Consider the following 18,049-nt stretch of genomic DNA (forward strand, 5'->3'; position numbering starts at 1 on the left):
AAAATCCGTGTCATTTTCTCCCTCAATCTTCTTGACTGATATCAAACTTGTTTGATTTTCTGAAATTTTATAACAATTTTTTCACTTGCTTGCCTATCAGAACATTATTCAATATATACAATAATCTATGCAAAATTTTCTAACATATAATAATGATTTTTACTAGTAAATATACGAATATTTTAAAATTTATAATAAAAAAGTAATTTTATTTTACTTTTAAAATCAAATTTTTGTAATAAATTTGTCTAAATAATAGGCATGTTTTGTTTGTAATCCTCCTTCTATAAAACCTTGGATTACCCCTATCATCAAAATCACTAAATTCTGACACACTTCAACTCATAAAGATAAATATTGATTTTAAAAGAATTTCTGAGTAAATCACTTGGATATTTCCACGTACACAATAGATGTAATAAAAATACAATTAATTAAATTACCCACTATTCCAACTTCCAATTTCACAGGAACAAACCATGAGTGAAAATTTGTTAACCCTGACCATAGACGGCCATGAAGTCAAAGCTTCTGCCAACTCGTCAATCATCCAAGCCTATGCCCGTTCAGGCAATGCGATTACTGCCAATGTCGGCTGTATGGGTCAAGGCGTATGCGGTTCCTGCCGTTGCATGATTCGTAAAGAAGGCGAGCGTGAAGTTACCACCGCACTGGCATGCGAGACCAAAGTCGAAGAAGGTATGCAGGTCAGCTTCTTGGATTACTTTATTCCGGAGCACATCCAATATTACGACGTCGGCGAGATTGGTGACGGCTGGAACTGGTTGGACGATACCGTCAAAGCTTTCCCTGAAGCACAAAACTGCCGTCATTGCGGCGGCTGCAATCGCGCCTGTCCTAAAGGTTTGCAAGTGGAAAACGGCGTAGCGCAGGTAGTTTCCGGTGATTTCGGCGCGGCTGCGCTGACCTTTGACCAATGTGTGGTGTGCAACCTCTGCACCCTCTCCTGCCCCGAACACATCCGTCCGAACCACGTGGGCCTGTTCGCACGCCGTATGAAAGCGGCGCGTACATTACGCCCTGTGGATTTAATGCGCCGCCTGCGCGAAATCGACAGCGGCAAAATGAAAGTCGAATTTGAAGAGGAGTCAGTGTAATGGTTAACAAAATCCAAGGCATAGACTACGAAACTGCCCTTACCAACCTGCGCGCTTCCTCATTGGAACTGCGCAGCGACCTGCCGGAAAAAAACGAATTGTTGAGTCAGTTTCACCCCGACTATCAGGCCAATGCGCGCGTCAAACTGCCTATCGGCCCGAACACGGGCGATTACTGCCATCCTGATTTGGCGAAACTGCTGATCAGTCATCCGCTGATTGACGACTATGATTTGTCGGGCGCGGAACACTTGAACACCGACGTGCTGGTTATCGGCGGCGGCGGCATTGTCTGCGACCGAAGCAGGCGCACGCGTGATTATGGCAAACAAGCTGCGTATCGGCGACAGCAATACCGTGATGGCCGAAGGCGGCATTCAGGCAGCGGTCGGCGCGGAAGACAGCTTGCAGCAACACTTTGACGACACCATCAAAGGCGGCCACAACGCAGGCAAAAAAGAATTGGTGGCGCAAATGGTTACCGACGCGCCGTCCGCCATCCGCTGGCTGATCGGTTTGGGCATGACTTTCGACCTTACCAAAGGCGCGGACAGCAACGGCATGTTGAGCCGCAAACGTGCAGGCGGTACGACCGTGCCGCGCATCCTGAGCTACCGCGACTTTACCGGCCTCGAAATGATGCGCGTACTGCGTGAGGCGGTCGAACTCGACGAAAACATCACCCAACTCAACCGCCACCCCGCCATCGAATTATTGTCGGACGAACACGGCCGCTGCGTCGGCGCGATTTTGTACGATTTGGAAAAACGCTCTTTGGTATTGGTTCACGCCAAAGCCGTGGTCTTGGCAACCGGCGGCAGCGGACGCTTGCATTTGCAAGGTTTTGCCACTTCCAACCACTATGGCGCGACTGCAGACGGCCTGGTAATGGCTTACCGTATCGGCGCCAAACTGCGCGATGTCGATTCTTTCCAATACCACCCGACCGGCGTTGCCCACCCTCCACACTTGGCAGGCGCACTGATTTCCGAAGCCGTGCTCTCCGCAGGCACCAAGCTGGTCAACGGTTTGGGCGAACGTTTCGTTGACGAATTGCAACCGCGCGATGTTGTTGCCGCTGCGATTCTGCGCGAATGCCGCGAAGGCCGCGGCGTGGTACGTGACGGTCAAGTCGGCGTGTTCCTTGACACCTCGCGCCTGATTGCTAACGACCCTGACGTATTAAACCGTTTGGTAACACTCGGCCACGTTGCCCACAAATGCGGCATCGACCCTACTGTTGAGCCGGTCATGATTCATCCTACCCTGCACTATCAAAACGGCGGTATCGAAATCAACGGCAACGGCGCAACCTGCGTAGAAGGCCTCTATTGCGCCGGCGAAGTAACCGGCGGCATCCACGGCCGCAACCGCCTGATGGGCAATGCGCTTTTGGACATCATCAGCTTCGGCCGCCGTGCCGGTAAAGCCGCGGCAAATTGCGGCCTGCCGCTGAAAAAAGTACGCGGCGGTGTCGGACACGTCCACGACCTGCAACGCGAAATGACCCGCGCCGGTCTGACCAGCGACATAAAAGCCCCCGTTTTATATCCCGACTACGGCAAATTCGATTTGCGTGAACACGCCGGTTTGCAGGAGCAACAATCATGAATCAAGCCAATCAAAACTTACTGCATCCTTCCCGCCAAGTCGGCGCAGATTTAGCCGCGTGGCGCAAAGTCGGCGGCGGAGAAGGCCTGCTGGCTGCGCTTGCCGATCCTCAAAGCATTGTTTCCAAACTGCAAGATGCCAATCTTTGCGGTATGGGCGGTGCAGGTTTCCCGACTTGGCGCAAATGGGAGGCCGCCGTTGCCGCCCAAAGCAAAAATGGCGACAAATACGTTGTCTGCAATGCCAACGAAGACGAACCGGGTACATTTAAAGACCGCGTACTTCTGGCAAATACGCCGCACCAAGTCATCGAAGGCGTCCTGATTGCCGCCGTTGCCTGCCGTGCCAATAAAGCGATTTTGTACGTCAATCCGCATCAAACTGACTCCATCGCTTCCATCACACCGGCCATTGAGCAATGGAAAAACAGCGATTTGTTTATCCGCATCGAAAACTACTTGGGTAAACCTTTGGACTTGCAACTGGTTGAAACTTCAGGCCGTTATATCGGCGGCGAAGAAACTGCCGTGATTTCATGGCTGGAAGGCGGTTTCCCCTTCCCTCGCCGCAAGCCGCCTTTCCCTGCCGAAAGCGGCGTAGCAGGCGAACCGACCCTTATCAACAACACCGAAACCTTCGCCAACATCCCGCAAATCCTTGCCAAAGGCGCGGAATGGTACAAATCGCTGGGTTTGGGCGATGCCGCAGGCACGAAACTCTACTCGCTTTCCGGCGACGTATTGAATCCGGGCCTGTACGAACTGCCGATGGGCACAACCTTGCAATCGCTGATTTTCGACCACGGCGGCGGTATGCTCGAGGGCCGCACGTTTAAAGCCGTATTTACCGGTGGTCCGTCCAATACGCTTTTAACCGTAAAAGATTTGGATGTGCCTTTGGATTTCGTTTCCGTACGCGAACGTAAATCCAGCCTCGGTACCGGTGCGATGATTGTGATTTCCGAAGGCACCAGCGTCGTGCGTAAAGTAGCCGAATATGTGGAATTTTTTGCTTCCAACTCATGCGGACAATGCCCGCCTTGCAAAGGCGGCACATTCCAACTTTCACGCCTGCTCAACCGCGTGGACACCGGCATCGGCACTTCAGACGACCTCCGCGCCTTGCAAAGCCTGTGCCAACTGTTGCCACGAAGCGGCCGTTGCGGTTTGATTGATGGCGCAGTTACCGTGTTGCAAAGCTCGCTGCGCACTTTCCCCGAAGAGTACGGCCTGCCGCAAGAACAGGAGTAAAACGGCGTTGTTTTCAGACGGCCTGTTGCCGTAAAGGCCGTCTGAAAAACGATACCCGCCTCCCTTTCTCTTCTTTCCAAGATGGAAGAGAAACCCAATAAGAAAAATACCTTCCGAACCTACCAAAACACGTTCAGACAAGCTTAAGCAACACTCAGGCCGTCTGAAAACCGATTTCCCAATACTTCAATCTTCAAATTAGGAGATTCAACATGGGCTTCAAGCCAATTCCTGCTGCAGTCGCACTTGTGCTGACGCTGCTTATCTGGTTCGTTATCCCCGTTCCTCAAGGCGTATCGCCTGACGCATGGCACCTTTTGGCATTGTTTGTCGGCATCATTGCCGGCATCATCGGCAAAGCCATGCCTATCGGCGCAATGGCGATTTTAGGCATTACCTTGGTTGCACTGACCGGCGTGACCAACGAAAAAGCCGCCGATGCAACCAAAGACGCTTTGAGCAGCCTCAACAACTCGCTCATCTGGATGATCGGTATCGCCATCATCATTTCACGCGGCCTGTTGAAAACCGGCTTGGGTATGCGTATCGGCTACCTCTTGATTTCCCTCTTCGGCAAACGCACGCTGGGTGTAGGTTACAGCCTGGCGCTGGCCGACTTGGTCATCGGTCCGGTAACGCCGAGTAATACTGCGCGCGGCGGTGCCATCGTGCATCCGATTATGAAATCCATTGCTTTGAGCTTCGACTCCGACCCAGAAAAAGGGACGGAAGGCAAAATCGGTAAATACCTTTCACTGGTCAATTTCCACTCCAACGTGATTACCTGTCTGATTTTTATCACCGCCACCGCACCTAATCCGCTGGTGGTCGAATTGGTTGCCAAAGCCACCAATTCGCAAATCCAACTCTCTTGGGGTACTTGGTTCTTGGCAATGGTCGTACCCGGCCTGATTGCTATGCTGCTGATGCCGCTGGTGTTGTATTTCCTGTATCCGCCTGAAATCAAACAAACCCCCAACGCCACTGCATTGGCAAAAGAGCATTTGGCTGCCATGGGACCGATGAAGCGAGAAGAAAAAATCATGCTCGGTATTTTCCTGGTTCTGCTGCTGTTGTGGGCGGGTATTCCCGAGATGCTGTTTGGCGTGAAAGTGGACGCTACTGCCACCACCTTCCTCGGCTTGAGCCTGTGCCTGTTGACCGGCGTACTGACTTGGGACGACGCGCTGAAAGAAAAAAGCGCGTGGGATACCATTGTTTGGTTTGCTGCCTTGGTGATGATGGCAAACTTCCTCAACAAACTGGGCCTCATCAGTTGGTTGTCCGACTCCATGCAAGGCGGTATCGCCCACATGGGTTTGGGTTGGGAAGCCGGTTGTGCCCTGTTGATGCTGGCCTACCTCTACGCCCACTACGTTTTCGCCAGCGGTACGGCACACGTTACCGCCATGTTCGGCGCATTCTACGGCGCAGGCTTGGCCTTGGGCGCACCACCGATGCTGTTTGCCCTGATTATGGCAGCCGCTACCGGCATCATGATGTCGCTGACCCACTACGCTACCGGTTCTGCACCTGTCATTTACTGCTCCAACTATGTAACCATGACCGAATGGTGGAAAGCCGGCTTCATCATGAGCGTGCTCGAAATCCTGATTTTCGGCACTGTCGGTATCTTGTGGTGGAAAGTTTTGGGCTACTGGTAACCTTCTGGCTTATTTAAAACTCAGGCCGTCTGAAAACTCCAATTTCAGACGGCCTTTTGTTACAATTTCATTTTTACCGAACACACTCAATTACCGTGAAAATACTCATCCTCGGCAGCGGCCAAGTCGGCTCGACCGTCGCCCAAAACCTTGCCTCCGTTCCCAGCAACGACGTTACCATCATCGACATCGACGAAAAAGCGCTCAACCGCATCAGCAGCCGCCTCGATGTCCAAACCATCGTCGGCAACGGCGCATCGCCCTTTACCCTCGAACAGGCAGGTGCGGCGGACTCCGACCTCCTGCTTGCCCTGACCCGCAGCGACGAAACCAACATCGTTGCCTCCAAAATCGCCGCCGACCTGTTCAACATCCCCGGCCGTATTGCACGCGTACGCTCAAGCGAATACCTCGAATATCCGGTTGCCGGCAGCGACAAACCCGAAGAAGGCAGCCTCAACATCTTCGGCATTACCGAAACCATCAGCCCAGAACAACTGGTTACAGAACAACTTGTCGGCCTGCTCAGCTACACCAGCGCATTACAGGTACTCAGCTTTGCCAACGACCAAGTCCGCATGGTGATTGTTCAAGCTCGCAAAGGCGGTTTGCTGATCAGCCGTGAAATTGCCGACATCAACCAACATCTCCCCGAAGGCGCGGACTGCCAAATCTGCGCCATCTACCGCAACAACCGCCTTATCGTCCCCACGCCGCAAACCGTCATCATCGAAGGTGACGAGGTACTTTTTACCGCCGACATCAGCAGCGTCAACATCATCATGCGCGAACTGCGCCCCAAAGAAGCGCGTACCCGCCGCATCATGATTGCCGGCGGCGGTAACATCGGCTACCGCCTCGCCAAACAGCTCGAATCCAAATACGACATCAAAATCATCGAATACAAACCCCACCGCGCCGAATGGCTAGCCGAGAATCTGGACAACACCCTCGTCCTGCAAGGTTCCGCCACCGATGAAACCCTGCTGGACGAAGAATACATCGACGAAATCGACGTCTTCTGCGCGCTGACCAACGACGACGAAAACAACATCATGTCCAGCCTGCTGGCGAAAAACCTTGGTGCCAAACGCGTAATCACCATCGTCAACCGCTCAAGTTACGTCGATTTGCTCGAAGGCAACAAAATCGATATCGTCGTTTCCCCCCACCTGATTACCATCGGCTCCATCCTCGCCCACATCCGCCGTGGCGACGTCGTTGCCGTCCATCCTTTGCGCCGCGGTACAGCCGAAGCCATTGAAGTGGTGGTACACGGCGACAAAAACACTTCCGCCATCGTCGGCCGCCGTATCAGCGGCATCAAATGGCCAAGCGACTGCTACATCTCCGCCATCGTCCGCGGCGCAACCGGCGAGGTCATCATGGGACACCACACCGAAACCATCCTCCAAGACGGCGACCACATTATCTTCTTCGTCTCACGCCGCCGCGTTCTGCCGGAACTGGAGAAACTCATTCAAGTTAAAATGGGCTTTTTCGGTTAAACCCAAAATCCGTTTGCTTGAAGCCATAAAAAGGCCGTCTGAAAACCTTTTCAGACGGCCTTTATTTCTTGTTTTATTTATGCTTTGGCAACGCTGTTTTTACGGCCAAACCAAACAAAACCAATCGCACCCAATACAATCATCGGCACGCTCAACCATTGACCCATAGACAAACCCAAGGTCAGCAGGCCGAGATAATCGTCAGGCTGACGGGCAAATTCGGCAATAAAGCGGAACAAACCGTAACCGCCCAAGAACAATGCCGCCGTTTGACCGGCCGGACGCGGTTTTTTCGAGAAAATCCAAACGATGACAAACAGGCAAATGCCTTCAAGGGCAAACTGGTAAAGCTGAGACGGGTGGCGCGGCAGCATACCGTATTGTTGCAGCCATTCGGCCCACAAAGGATTGTGCGCTGCAGCTTCCGCATCTTCGTAACGCGCTTGCGGGAAACCCATTGCCCAGAAAGCATTGAGTTCGGTCACGCGTCCCCAAAGTTCGCCGTTGATAAAGTTGCCGATACGGCCGGAAGCCAAGCCCAGCGGTACGAGCGGTGCAACGGTATCCATCAATTTTAAAATACTGATGTTATGCTTGCGGCCAAACAGCCACATGGCAACGACCACGCCCAAGAAGCCGCCGTGAAACGACATACCGCCTTCCCAAACTTTGAAAATATCCAACGGGTTGGCCAGATAGTCGGAAAATTTATAAAACAAAACGTAGCCGATACGGCCGCCCAAGATGACACCCAAGATACCCCAAGTCAGGAAATCGTCGAGTGTTTCTTTGGTAAACACAGAATTGCCCTGCGCTATACGGCGGCGGCCCAAAATCGTAAACAGGATAAAGCCGACGATATAGCTCAAGGCATACCAGCGGATGGCAAGCGGGCCGATGCTGATCAGCACCGGATCAAACTGGGGATGTATCATCATAATGTGTGTTCCTTATCTTAAAGGCCGTCTGAAAGCCTGAACTTTCAGACGGCCTGTATGCGGTGTCGGATGGTTTAACGCAAATCGCCAACCACATTCAAAATAGCAGACAGCATTGCCTCGCCCAAGCGCAGCGAGCGTTGGCCGTTCCAGCCGAAATCATCGTCCGGCAGATTGGCATTGTCTTTAAACGGCATTTCCAAAGTATAGGCAAGGCAGTTGAAATGATTGCCGACCCAGTTGGTCGCCAAAGTCATGTTTGACTGACCCGGCGCATCTTTGTCATAGCCGTAATCGTCTTGGAAATCGGGGCTGGCATTGAGCAACGCAAGTTTGAATTGATCTTCTAAGGCTTCGATGCGCTCGTTGTAGTTCGGCACACCTTCGGTACCGGCCACAAAGACAAACGGCAGGCCTTCATCGCCGTGAATATCCAAGAACAAATCCACGCCGGTTTCCATCATTTTTTCGCGGACGGCAAAGACTTCGGGGCTTCGTTCCAAAGTCGGGGTTTCCCATTCGCGGTTGAGGTTGGCACCGGCGGCATTGGTGCGCAGGTTGCCCAAAACCGAACCGTCCGGATTCATATTCGGCACAATATAGAAAGTCGCACGGTCAAGCAGCATGCGCGCGGTCGGATCTTGCGGATCAAGCAGACGGCCCAGCAAACCTTCAACAAACCATTCCGCCATGGTTTCACCCGGATGCTGACGGGCGATAATCCAGACTTTCATGTCGCTTTCGACTTGGTTGCCGATGGTCAGAAGATTGATGTCGCGGCCTTGAACAGTGCTGCCCAAGTCGTCGATACGGCACAAGCCGCTGCCCTGCGCATCGCCCAAAAGGTTCAAATGCTGCTCGTTGGAATAAGGCTCGAAATAAGCGTAGTAAACGCTGTTGGACAAAGGCGTATGGTTGATGGTCAACACGCCGTTTTCGTAGCTGGTCGGCACGCGGAACCAATTTTGACGGTCGTAAGAAGCGCAAGCCTGATAATCTTCCCAACCCAAAGGATACGCAGCGTCCGCCGCATTTTCAAAATGCATCACGCAGTTTTGATAGGCCGCACCCTGTAAACGGAAGTAAAACCATTGGGCAAACTCCGAAGCATTGTCGGGACGCAGGGCGAGGCGGATATCGGCAGGGTTGCTCAAATCTTTGACAACGACCGAACCGGCATCGAATTGGGTGCTGATTTTCATCATGGGTATCCTTAGTAATCGGCGAAGAGGCCGAAGCAAACCGTCATTTTACCGTTTGCATGAGGCTGGTTTCAACCATTTAACTGATTTAACAGGATTTCAAGCGCCTGGAAATATTGTTTCAGACGGCCTTTGGGATTAAGATAAAGGCCGAAATCATGAAACAAGGTTGAAACCATGACCCAGCAACAATCTGTCTCCCCTGCCATCAAGGCGCGCGTCCTTGCCGAATCTTTACCTTATATCCGCCGTTTTTCCGGCTCTATCATCGTCATCAAATACGGCGGCAACGCCATGACCGAACCTGCTTTAAAAGAAGGTTTCGCACGCGATGTCGTCCTGCTCAAACTGATCGGTCTGCATCCCGTTATCGTTCATGGCGGCGGCCCGCAAATCAATGAGATGTTGGAAAAAGTCGGCAAAAAAGGAGAATTTGTTCAAGGCATGCGCGTGACCGACAGCGAAACCATGGACATCGTGGAAATGGTTTTGGGCGGACACGTCAATAAAGAAATCGTTTCCATGATTACCACCTTCGGCGGTCGCGCCGTCGGCATTACCGGCCGGGACAACCACTTCATCAAAGCGGAAAAACTCCTGATCGACACGCCTGAACAAAAAGGCGTGGACATCGGCCAAGTCGGCACAGTGGCCGACATCGATACCCGTTTGGTGGAAGGCTTGGTTGAGCGCGGCTGCATTCCTGTCATTGCACCCATCGGCGTAGGCCAAAACGGCGAAGCGTTCAACATCAATGCCGACTTGGTTGCCGGTAAACTGGCGGAAAAACTTCAAGCCGAAAAACTGCTGATGATGACCAATATCCCCGGCGTACTGGATAAAGAAGGCAAATTATTGACTACCCTGACGCCAAGCCGCATTGACGAACTGATTGAAGACGGTACGCTGTACGGCGGCATGCTGCCTAAAATTGCCTCTGCCGTCGAAGCCGCCAAAAGCGGCGTCAAAGCTACGCATATCATAGACGGCCGCGTTCCCAACGCCCTGCTCTTGGAAGTGCTGACCGATGACGGTGTAGGCTCGATGATTTTGGGCGAGGGCTAATCTGGTTTTCAGACGGCCTTATGCCTTATTTAATCAGCTTTTCACCCTAAAAAGGGTAAAAAATGTTACACTATACGGCTTATGTTTGTTTGAGCGATATTGACGTGAAACAAACTTACAGTCGGTTTCATACTGACTCCGATGCCATACCTGGCAAAGACGGTATAATGTCTGCATTCATCAGACTTTGGCAATCATCCTCAAGGCCGTCTGAAGCGTAACAAAGCTACTTTTCTTTTACCATCCTATTTGGAGATATTCATGAGCGCAATCGTTGATATTTTTGCACGCGAAATCTTAGACTCTCGCGGCAACCCTACTGTAGAGTGTGACGTATTGTTGGAATCCGGCGTTATGGGACGCGCAGCCGTACCAAGCGGCGCATCAACCGGCCAAAAAGAAGCTTTGGAACTGCGTGACGGCGACAAATCCCGTTACTTGGGCAAAGGCGTATTGAAAGCCGTTGACCACGTCAATAACCAAATCGCGCAAGCCCTCATCGGTATCGATGCCAACGAACAATCTTATATCGACCAAATCATGATCGAATTGGACGGTACTGAAAACAAAGGCAACTTAGGTGCCAACGCCACTTTGGCCGTTTCCATGGCCGTAGCACGCGCAGCCGCTGAAGATTCAGGCCTGCCGCTGTACCGTTACTTGGGCGGCGCAGGCCCAATGGCTCTGCCTGTTCCGATGATGAACGTAATCAACGGCGGCGAACATGCCAACAACAGCCTGAACATCCAAGAATTCATGATCATGCCTGTCGGCGCAAAATCTTTCCGCGAAGCTCTGCGTTGCGGCGCCGAAATTTTCCACGCACTGAAAAAACTGTGTGATGCCAAAGGCTTCCCAACTACCGTGGGCGACGAAGGCGGTTTCGCACCTAACCTGAACAGCCACAAAGAAGCCCTGCAACTGATCGTAGAAGCAACCGAAGCCGCAGGCTACAAAGCAGGCGAAGACGTATTGTTCGCCCTGGACTGCGCATCCAGCGAGTTCTACAAAGACGGCAAATACCACTTGGAAGCCGAAGGCCGCTCTTACACCAGCGCAGAATTTGCCGAATACTTGGAAGGCCTGGTTAACGAATTCCCAATTGTTTCCATCGAAGACGGTATGGACGAAAACGACTGGGAAGGCTGGAAACTGCTGACCGAAAAATTGGGCGGCAAAGTTCAATTGGTCGGCGACGACTTGTTCGTAACCAATCCAAAAATCTTGGCTGAAGGCATCGAAAAAGGCGTGGCAAACGCATTGCTGGTCAAAGTCAACCAAATCGGTACATTGAGCGAAACCCTGAAAGCCGTTGACTTGGCCAAACGCAACCGCTACACCAGCGTAATGAGCCACCGTTCCGGTGAAACCGAAGACAGCACCATTGCCGACTTGGCAGTTGCTACCAACTGTATGCAAATCAAAACCGGCTCCCTGTCCCGTTCTGACCGCATGGCGAAATATAACCAATTGTTGCGCATCGAAGAAGAATTGGCCGAAGCCGCTTACTACCCTGGCAAAGCCGCATTCTACCAATTGGGCAAATAAGCAGAATATAGGATATTGATTGTATGAAGTGGGTGACTTTTGTTTTAACCTTCGCACTTTTGTGCTGTCAGTACAGCCTTTGGTTTGGTAAAGGCAGCGTCGGGCATACGGAAGAATTGCAGGAGCAGCTCGTCCGTCAGGAGGAAAAAAACCAAACGCTCACTTTGCGCAACAATTTCCTCAATGCGGAAGTTGAAGACTTGGCACACGGACAAGAGGCCATCGCCGAAATTGCCCGCGTCGAATTGGGCTATGTCCAAGACGGCGAAGTGTATTACCGAATCATCGACCGCCGCTAAACCCTGCAAAACAAAGGCCGTCTGAAAACATATTTTTCAGACGGCCTTTTTCATCGCAATCGCTATATAATCACATATCCCAAAATCAAATCACACTCATCATGTATGACGTAAACACCCACGATGTCCGCCGATTCTTTGCCCACGTCTGGCAACACAGACTCGCACCGCTCCAATTGGACGGCCTGCAACAAAAAGCATTGCGCATTATCGAAGCCCATCCCGAATACGGACACTATCTCGAAGACATCGAACAATATTTAGATAAAGAATGGCTGCCCGAAGACGGCGAAAGCAACCCATTCCTGCATATGTCGCTACACCTTTCCCTGCAAGAGCAAAGCGCCATCGACCAGCCCCCGGGCATCCGTGCCATCCACCACCAACTTTGCGCCCGTTACAACGGCGACTGGGTCAAAGCCGAACACGATATGATGGAAGCCTTGGCAGAAACCATCTGGGAAGCGCAACGCTACGGACGGGGCCTTGACGTCAATGCCTACATGACCCGATTACGGAAATTGGTCGGCTTAGGCCAAGAAGAAAAAGCCCGCCTCAATCCCCATGAAGTCGGCCTGATGGATACAAAGTAACTTCTTTTCAGACGGCTTCACCCCATACAAATCCTTACGCTTGCCAAAGCCAACATTTCCATCTTTCATGCTAAATTACTTTTTTGAAATCCGCATTACAAGGAAAACCAAAATGCTCCGCCCAGCCCTTACCGCCCTACTACTAGCCGTCTCCCTGCCCGTTGCAGCAGAAAGCCTCAATTACAACATCGTTGAATTTTCCGAATCCGCCAACATGGAAGTGCCGCGAGATACCATGACCGCGCATTTCAGCATCAACGCAGAAGGCAAAGACCGTCAAGCCGCCAACCAAGCTTTCATGAAGAAATTCAACCAGTTCAACAAAATCTCCCAAAACAGCAAACTTAAAGCCGAGCTGATGGAGCGCAACGCATCCCCGCGCTATCAATACACCAACGGCAAACGCACCCAAACCGGCTGGGAAGAACACGCCTACTTCAAAGTAGAAAGCAAAGACTTTGAAGCACTCAACCGCCTGATTGCCGACAGCATCAATATCGCCATTTTGGAAAGCTCCTCGTTTTCCGTATCCAAAGAAAAACGCGAAGAAACCGTCGACCAACTGAGCAAGGCCGTCATCCTGCGCTTCAAAGATCGCGCCCAAAACCTCGCCCAAACACTCGGCTTCTCCAGCTACAAAATCGTTAAACTCAACCTGGGTCACATCGGCAACCGTCAAGTCGGCGGCAATTTTGCACGCGCCAAAATGCTGCGTGCAATCCCCGCCGCAGAAGTAGCGGCAGGAATAGAAGATGGCGTACCAGCCTCCCCAGGTTCGGAAGAGATCAGCCTGACCGTCAACGGCTCGGTGCAAATGTAGGATTTTCTTTGAAATCATTTTAAAGGCCGTCTGAAAGTATATTTTTCAGACGGCCTTTTATATTACTCAATGATTAGAATGGAATATCGTCGTCGATATCATCAACCGGAGCGGTCGGTTGTGCCGGAGCGGGACGACGGGCTGGGGCTGCTGGGGGTTCTTGAGCCGGAGCAGATTGGTATTGCTGTTGTGGCGCTTGTTGGTAACTGCCTTGGCTTGAATGAGCGCCTTGGTTGTAGCCGTCATCGTATGGTGCGCCGCCGCTGTTGTCGTTGCGGCCGCCAAGCATTTTCATTTCGTTGGCGATAATGTCGTAAGCGGTGCGCTCGATGCCGTCTTTGCCTTGGTATTTACGGCTTTGGATACGGCCTTCCAGGTACACTTGGCTGCCTTTACGCAGGTATTGACCGGCGATCTCGGCGAGCTTGCGGTACATGGTAATGTTGTGCCATTCAGTACGTTCTACGCGCTGGCCGTTACGGTCGTTCCAAGTTTCGCTGGTGGCAACGCTGAAGTTACAGACGGCCTCGCCGTTGGGCATATAGCGGACTTCCGGGTCACGGCCGAGGCGGCCGATGAGGATAACTTTATTCAATGACATTTTACACTCCTGTGATGATTTTTTCGGCGGCCTCTTGGTCGAATCCTTTTTGCAAGGCCTTGATATAAATGGTTTGCTTGTCTGCGCTAAAGCTGATGCTTTCAACGCCTTCAATTTCGGTCAATTTTTGGTAGAGCAAATCCGGATTTTGTTGCCATTCGGCGTTAAGCGGATAGCTGAGGTTTTTGACAGGCTTCGGTGCCGGCGAAATGACTGCCAATACCAGCCACAGCAACATCAGTACGCTACAAAAGGCAAATACGCCTGCAAAACCATATTTTTGGAACAATAAACCACCGGTTGCGCCGCCGACAAACAAGCCGACCGACTGCATGGTGTTATACACGCCCATCGCCGTGCCTTTCAAATCGGACGGAGCGATTTTCGACACCATAGACGGCAGGCTGGCTTCCAATACATTGAAACCAATAAAATAAACAATCAGATAAGCGGTAATTAACCATACCGAGTGCATGCCAAACAGCAAACCGATTTGTGCCGCAGCAATGCAGATGATACCAAGGATAAACACTTGTTTGAGCTTGTTACGCGTTTCGCCGACGATAATCAGCGGCACCATAATAATCAGGCCGGTAATGGTTGACGGCAGATAGACTTGCCAGTGATGGATTTTTTCCAAACCCAACTGCGTCATGGCAAACGGCAATGCGGTAAATAAAGCCATTTGTGCCGCATGCAAGGCAAAAATACCGAAGTCGAGATTGAGCAGTTGGCGGTTTTTCAATACCTCGCCCATACGCGAAGGCTGCGCCTGCGTGTCTTCGTGCATTTTTGACACTTCCGGATCAGGGGTCATCCAGGCAACCACGCCGATACTGATTACAGTCAGAATACCGGTCAGCGCAAACAGGCCGGATACGCCGATAAAGCTGGCAATCATCGGCGCAAGCACTAGGCTGACGGAGAAGGTCAAGCCGATACTCAGGCCGATCATCGCCATCGCACGAGTCCGCACTTCGTTACGGGTCAAATCCGCCAGCAAAGCCGTTACCGCCGCACTGACGGCACCCGCACCTTGAATGGCACGCGCGGCAACCAACATCTGCAGGCTGTCGGCAACTGCGGCCAAAAAACTACCCGCCGCAAACACAATCAAGCCGGCATAAATCACTTTTTTACGGCCGAACTTATCGGAAGCCATGCCCAAAGGCAGCTGCAGCAAAGCCTGTGTCAGCCCGTAAATACCCATCGCCATACCGACCAGCGCTTTATTGTTTTCTGCGCCGGGCAACGAAGCGGCATACATCGCCAAAACGGGCAATACCAAAAACATCCCCAACATACGCAGTGCGTAAACGCCGGAAAGTGTGGTACTGGCACGCCATTCGTGCGGAAACATTTGAATGCGGTTATCTCTTGCCATAAATAATGTTTCAGACGGCCTTAAGTTTGCAAAAGACCGTCTGAAAGTGTGAATTAACAGATTTTCTGATTATACAGGATTCAAAGGAATTGCATGGGGCAAATCGTAAGCCGCTCAACCCCACTGCCATCTATTCCGCCACGCGCCCAATACGGCATTCGGATATTTGTTACTGCCCAAGCTGCCATTAAACCTTGCCAAAGCGCGGACAATATTGCCTTTTTCGATATTGTTGTAATGGCGCAGAATGGTACAGCCGTAGCGCAGATTGGTGCGGATGTCGAAAAGGTTGTGTGACGGATTGCCGATATAGTTTTTCCAAAACGGCATCACCTGCATCAAACCGCGTGCACCCACGCCGCTGATGGCATATTGGCGAAACGCGCTTTCCACTTCAATCAAGCCCAAAATCACTTGAGTGTTGAGTCCGGCGCGACTGCTTTCATATTGAATATTGACCAACAGACGGCGGCGCTCGCCCTCATCGGGAATAAAGCGCGCCAATCGGGAAGACATCGCCGCCAACCAACGTTCCCCTTCCCTCGAATCGGCAAACACCAGCCGCGCAGGGCTGGCGCTATTGATCGAACTGCGCATCACGGAAGCCACATCATCGGCCAGTGTTTCTTCACGTTGCGCCCCCGCCCATGCAGTCGTAGGCGTCAAAAGCATGGCTCCTCCGACTTGCAATAAACGGCGGCGCGATAAAAATAAGGAATCTTGGTTTTCCGATTTCATGTGTTTTCTCTTTTTAGGCCGTCTGAAAAGTTCAGACAGCCTTTGATATACTTGCTTAAATTCAGCATTATAAAATACATCTATGAGCAGAATCAAAGAGCTGTATACCTTTTATTGTCAAGTGATACAGCCTCAAGTAACATTTAGGTTTTTCTAATCAACCGGTATTTTTTATGACCACCACTCCCGCCAACGTTTTAGCCTCCGTCGACTTGGGTTCCAACAGTTTCCGCCTGCAAATTTGTGAAAACAACAACGGCCAGCTGAAAGTCATCGACTCGTTCAAACAAATGGTTCGCTTTGCCGCCGGCTTGGACGAACAAAAAAACCTGAGCGAAGCCTCTCAAGAACAAGCCTTGGAATGCTTGGCAAAATTTGGCGAACGCCTGCGCGGATTCCAACCTGAAAACGTGCGCGTGGTGGCCACCAATACTTTCCGCGTCGCCAAAAACATCGCCCAATTCCTGCCTCGTGCCGAAGCGGCGCTGGGTTTCCCCATCGAAGTGATCGCCGGCCGTGAAGAAGCGCGTCTGATTTACACCGGCGTAGTGCATACCCTGCCACCCAAAGGCGACAAAATGCTGGTTATCGACATTGGCGGCGGCTCGACCGAATTTGTCATCGGCTCGGATTTGCAACCGCTGACCACAGAAAGCCTGCCTTTAGGCTGCGTAACGTACAGCATGCGCTTCTTCCAAAACAAAGTGACCGCCAAAGATTTCCAAGCTGCCGTTTCCGCCGCGCGTATCGAAATCCAGCGCATCAGCAAAATGATGAAGCGTACCGGTTGGGATTTCGCCATCGGCACGTCCGGTTCGGCAAAATCCATACGCGACGTTTTGGCAGCCGAATTACCGCAAGAAGCCGACATTACCGCCCAAGGCATGCGTTATCTTGCCGATAGGATTATCGAAGCCGGTTCGGTTAAAAAAGCCAAATTTGAAAACCTCAAACCCGAACGAATCGAAGTTTTTGCAGGCGGATTGGCCGTGATGATGGCCGCTTTTGAAGAGCTTTCGCTGACCAAAATGACCGTTACCGAGGCTGCCCTCCGCGACGGCGTGTTCTACGACTTAATCGGCCGCAGCCTCAATGTCGATATGCGCGAACAGACAACGGCGGAGTTCCAAAAACGCTACCACGTCAGCCTCAACCAAGCCAAACGCGTTGCCGATACCGCGCAAGCCTTCATGAACAGCCTGTGCCACGCCAAAAACGTAACCGTTCAAGAACTTGCCCTGTGGAACCAATACCTCAGCCGCGCAGGCCGTCTGCATGAAATCGGCTTGGATATTGCCCATACCGGTTATCACAAACACTCCGCCTACATTCTCGAAAACGCCGATATGCCGGGCTTCTCACGCAAAGAGCAAACCATTTTGGCGCAACTGGTTATCGGCCATCGCGGCGACCTTAAGAAAATGGCAGACATTATCGGTAACAACGAAATCATGTGGTGTGCCGTATTGTCCCTGCGCCTGGCAGCCCTCTTCTGCCGCTCGCGCCTGCCGCTTGATTTGCCGCCGCAAACCCAGCTTCGCATCGATGAAAACAACCACAGCTTCATCTTGCGCATCAACGCCCAATGGCTGGAGCAACACCCCCTCATCGCCGATGCGCTGGACTACGAAAGCGCGCAATGGCAAAAAATCGATATGCCTTTCTCGGTTCAAGCACAATAAACCGCGCTCCGTTATAATAGGCAGCTGT

Annotated in this window: 15 protein-coding genes and 1 pseudogene; 11 read left to right on the forward strand and 5 right to left on the reverse strand. The window is 51.8% G+C overall.

Annotated elements, in window-relative coordinates; translation table 11 throughout:
• The first annotated feature begins 479 nt into the window (after positions 1–479).
• The 5 genes and pseudogenes from HMPREF2871_RS00720 to trkA all read left to right on the forward strand — a co-directional run bounded on the left by HMPREF2871_RS00720 (position 480) and on the right by trkA (position 7,151).
• Positions 480–1,118, forward strand: a complete 639-nt coding sequence (locus HMPREF2871_RS00720; protein ID WP_070629728.1) for a 2Fe-2S iron-sulfur cluster-binding protein — start codon at positions 480–482, stop codon at positions 1,116–1,118.
• A pseudogene (locus tag HMPREF2871_RS00725) lies at positions 1,118–2,729 on the forward strand (FAD-binding protein). Before HMPREF2871_RS00720 ends, HMPREF2871_RS00725 begins: the two are co-directional and overlap by 1 nt.
• Positions 2,726–3,979 carry a complex I 51 kDa subunit family protein gene (locus HMPREF2871_RS00730; RefSeq protein ID WP_070629730.1) on the forward strand — a complete coding sequence of 418 codons (1,254 nt, stop codon included), beginning with the start codon at positions 2,726–2,728 and terminating at the stop codon, positions 3,977–3,979. Before HMPREF2871_RS00725 ends, HMPREF2871_RS00730 begins: the two are co-directional and overlap by 4 nt.
• Before the next feature lie 212 nt (positions 3,980–4,191).
• Positions 4,192–5,643: a DASS family sodium-coupled anion symporter gene (locus HMPREF2871_RS00735; RefSeq protein ID WP_070629732.1), complete on the forward strand. Its 1,452-nt coding sequence runs from the start codon at positions 4,192–4,194 to the stop codon at positions 5,641–5,643.
• Positions 5,644–5,738: 95 nt separating this feature from the next.
• A complete protein-coding gene (gene trkA, locus HMPREF2871_RS00740) occupies positions 5,739–7,151 on the forward strand; it encodes a Trk system potassium transporter TrkA (protein WP_049335872.1) in 1,413 nt (470 codons plus the stop codon).
• Between the two features lie 77 nt (positions 7,152–7,228).
• On the opposite strand, the gene lgt is transcribed toward trkA, so the two are convergent.
• Together lgt and HMPREF2871_RS00750 are read right to left on the reverse strand one after the other, a co-directional pair.
• Positions 7,229–8,089 carry a prolipoprotein diacylglyceryl transferase gene (lgt, locus tag HMPREF2871_RS00745; protein ID WP_004520768.1) on the reverse strand — a complete coding sequence of 287 codons (861 nt, stop codon included), beginning with the start codon at positions 8,087–8,089 and terminating at the stop codon, positions 7,229–7,231.
• Between the two features lie 74 nt (positions 8,090–8,163).
• Positions 8,164–9,294 carry a M14 family metallopeptidase gene (locus tag HMPREF2871_RS00750; RefSeq protein ID WP_049335874.1) on the reverse strand — a complete coding sequence of 377 codons (1,131 nt, stop codon included), beginning with the start codon at positions 9,292–9,294 and terminating at the stop codon, positions 8,164–8,166.
• A gap of 174 nt (positions 9,295–9,468) precedes the next feature.
• On the opposite strand from HMPREF2871_RS00750, the gene argB reads away from it, so the two are divergent.
• The 5 genes from argB (at position 9,469) to HMPREF2871_RS00775 (ending at position 13,616) form a co-directional block, all read left to right on the forward strand.
• Positions 9,469–10,356 carry an acetylglutamate kinase gene (gene argB, locus HMPREF2871_RS00755; protein ID WP_049328699.1) on the forward strand — a complete coding sequence of 296 codons (888 nt, stop codon included), beginning with the start codon at positions 9,469–9,471 and terminating at the stop codon, positions 10,354–10,356.
• A gap of 261 nt (positions 10,357–10,617) precedes the next feature.
• A complete protein-coding gene (gene eno, locus HMPREF2871_RS00760; protein WP_004520772.1) occupies positions 10,618–11,904 on the forward strand; it encodes a phosphopyruvate hydratase in 1,287 nt (428 codons plus the stop codon).
• Positions 11,905–11,927: 23 nt separating this feature from the next.
• Complete coding sequence (gene ftsB, locus HMPREF2871_RS00765; RefSeq protein WP_003679613.1) at positions 11,928–12,203, forward strand: cell division protein FtsB; 276 nt, start codon at positions 11,928–11,930, stop codon at positions 12,201–12,203.
• A 101-nt stretch (positions 12,204–12,304) separates the two neighbouring features.
• A complete protein-coding gene (locus tag HMPREF2871_RS00770) occupies positions 12,305–12,796 on the forward strand; it encodes a DUF1841 family protein (RefSeq protein ID WP_049335876.1) in 492 nt (163 codons plus the stop codon).
• A 112-nt stretch (positions 12,797–12,908) separates the two neighbouring features.
• The gene (locus tag HMPREF2871_RS00775; RefSeq protein WP_039862478.1) at positions 12,909–13,616 is read left to right on the forward strand and encodes an SIMPL domain-containing protein; all 708 of its coding nucleotides are present in this window, start codon (positions 12,909–12,911) and stop codon (positions 13,614–13,616) included.
• A gap of 73 nt (positions 13,617–13,689) precedes the next feature.
• Here HMPREF2871_RS00775 and HMPREF2871_RS00780 read toward each other — a convergent pair whose 3' ends face one another.
• The 3 genes from HMPREF2871_RS00780 to HMPREF2871_RS00790 form a co-directional block, all read right to left on the reverse strand.
• Positions 13,690–14,217, reverse strand: coding sequence for a single-stranded DNA-binding protein (locus HMPREF2871_RS00780; protein ID WP_004520776.1), 528 nt, complete (start codon positions 14,215–14,217; stop codon positions 13,690–13,692).
• 1 nt (position 14,218) lies between these two features.
• Entirely contained in the window at positions 14,219–15,601 is a 1,383-nt protein-coding gene (locus HMPREF2871_RS00785) for an MFS transporter (protein WP_004520777.1), read from the reverse strand.
• 114 nt (positions 15,602–15,715) lie between these two features.
• The gene (locus HMPREF2871_RS00790; RefSeq protein WP_049335878.1) at positions 15,716–16,339 is read right to left on the reverse strand and encodes a lytic transglycosylase domain-containing protein; all 624 of its coding nucleotides are present in this window, start codon (positions 16,337–16,339) and stop codon (positions 15,716–15,718) included.
• A gap of 173 nt (positions 16,340–16,512) precedes the next feature.
• On the opposite strand from HMPREF2871_RS00790, the gene ppx reads away from it, so the two are divergent.
• Positions 16,513–18,021 carry an exopolyphosphatase gene (ppx, locus tag HMPREF2871_RS00795; protein ID WP_004520779.1) on the forward strand — a complete coding sequence of 503 codons (1,509 nt, stop codon included), beginning with the start codon at positions 16,513–16,515 and terminating at the stop codon, positions 18,019–18,021.
• Positions 18,022–18,049: the final 28 nt, after the last annotated feature.

It is taken from the genome of Neisseria sp. HMSC067G12 (assembly GCF_001812725.1).
Lineage (GTDB): Bacteria > Pseudomonadota > Gammaproteobacteria > Burkholderiales > Neisseriaceae > Neisseria > Neisseria perflava.

Excerpts from the sequence above, each read along its gene's own strand:
- HMPREF2871_RS00720 (WP_070629728.1), top strand. The coding sequence starts at position 480 with ATGAGTGAAAATTTGTTAACCCTGACCATAGACGGCCATGAAGTCAAA.
- HMPREF2871_RS00730 (WP_070629730.1), top strand. The coding sequence starts at position 2,726 with ATGAATCAAGCCAATCAAAACTTACTGCATCCTTCCCGCCAAGTCGGC.
- HMPREF2871_RS00735 (WP_070629732.1), top strand. The coding sequence starts at position 4,192 with ATGGGCTTCAAGCCAATTCCTGCTGCAGTCGCACTTGTGCTGACGCTG.
- lgt (WP_004520768.1), bottom strand. The coding sequence starts at position 8,089 with ATGATGATACATCCCCAGTTTGATCCGGTGCTGATCAGCATCGGCCCG.
- HMPREF2871_RS00750 (WP_049335874.1), bottom strand. The coding sequence starts at position 9,294 with ATGATGAAAATCAGCACCCAATTCGATGCCGGTTCGGTCGTTGTCAAA.
- argB (WP_049328699.1), top strand. The coding sequence starts at position 9,469 with ATGACCCAGCAACAATCTGTCTCCCCTGCCATCAAGGCGCGCGTCCTT.
- eno (WP_004520772.1), top strand. The coding sequence starts at position 10,618 with ATGAGCGCAATCGTTGATATTTTTGCACGCGAAATCTTAGACTCTCGC.
- ftsB (WP_003679613.1), top strand. The coding sequence starts at position 11,928 with ATGAAGTGGGTGACTTTTGTTTTAACCTTCGCACTTTTGTGCTGTCAG.
- HMPREF2871_RS00770 (WP_049335876.1), top strand. The coding sequence starts at position 12,305 with ATGTATGACGTAAACACCCACGATGTCCGCCGATTCTTTGCCCACGTC.
- HMPREF2871_RS00775 (WP_039862478.1), top strand. The coding sequence starts at position 12,909 with ATGCTCCGCCCAGCCCTTACCGCCCTACTACTAGCCGTCTCCCTGCCC.
- HMPREF2871_RS00780 (WP_004520776.1), bottom strand. The coding sequence starts at position 14,217 with ATGTCATTGAATAAAGTTATCCTCATCGGCCGCCTCGGCCGTGACCCG.
- HMPREF2871_RS00785 (WP_004520777.1), bottom strand. The coding sequence starts at position 15,601 with ATGGCAAGAGATAACCGCATTCAAATGTTTCCGCACGAATGGCGTGCC.
- HMPREF2871_RS00790 (WP_049335878.1), bottom strand. The coding sequence starts at position 16,339 with ATGAAATCGGAAAACCAAGATTCCTTATTTTTATCGCGCCGCCGTTTA.
- ppx (WP_004520779.1), top strand. The coding sequence starts at position 16,513 with ATGACCACCACTCCCGCCAACGTTTTAGCCTCCGTCGACTTGGGTTCC.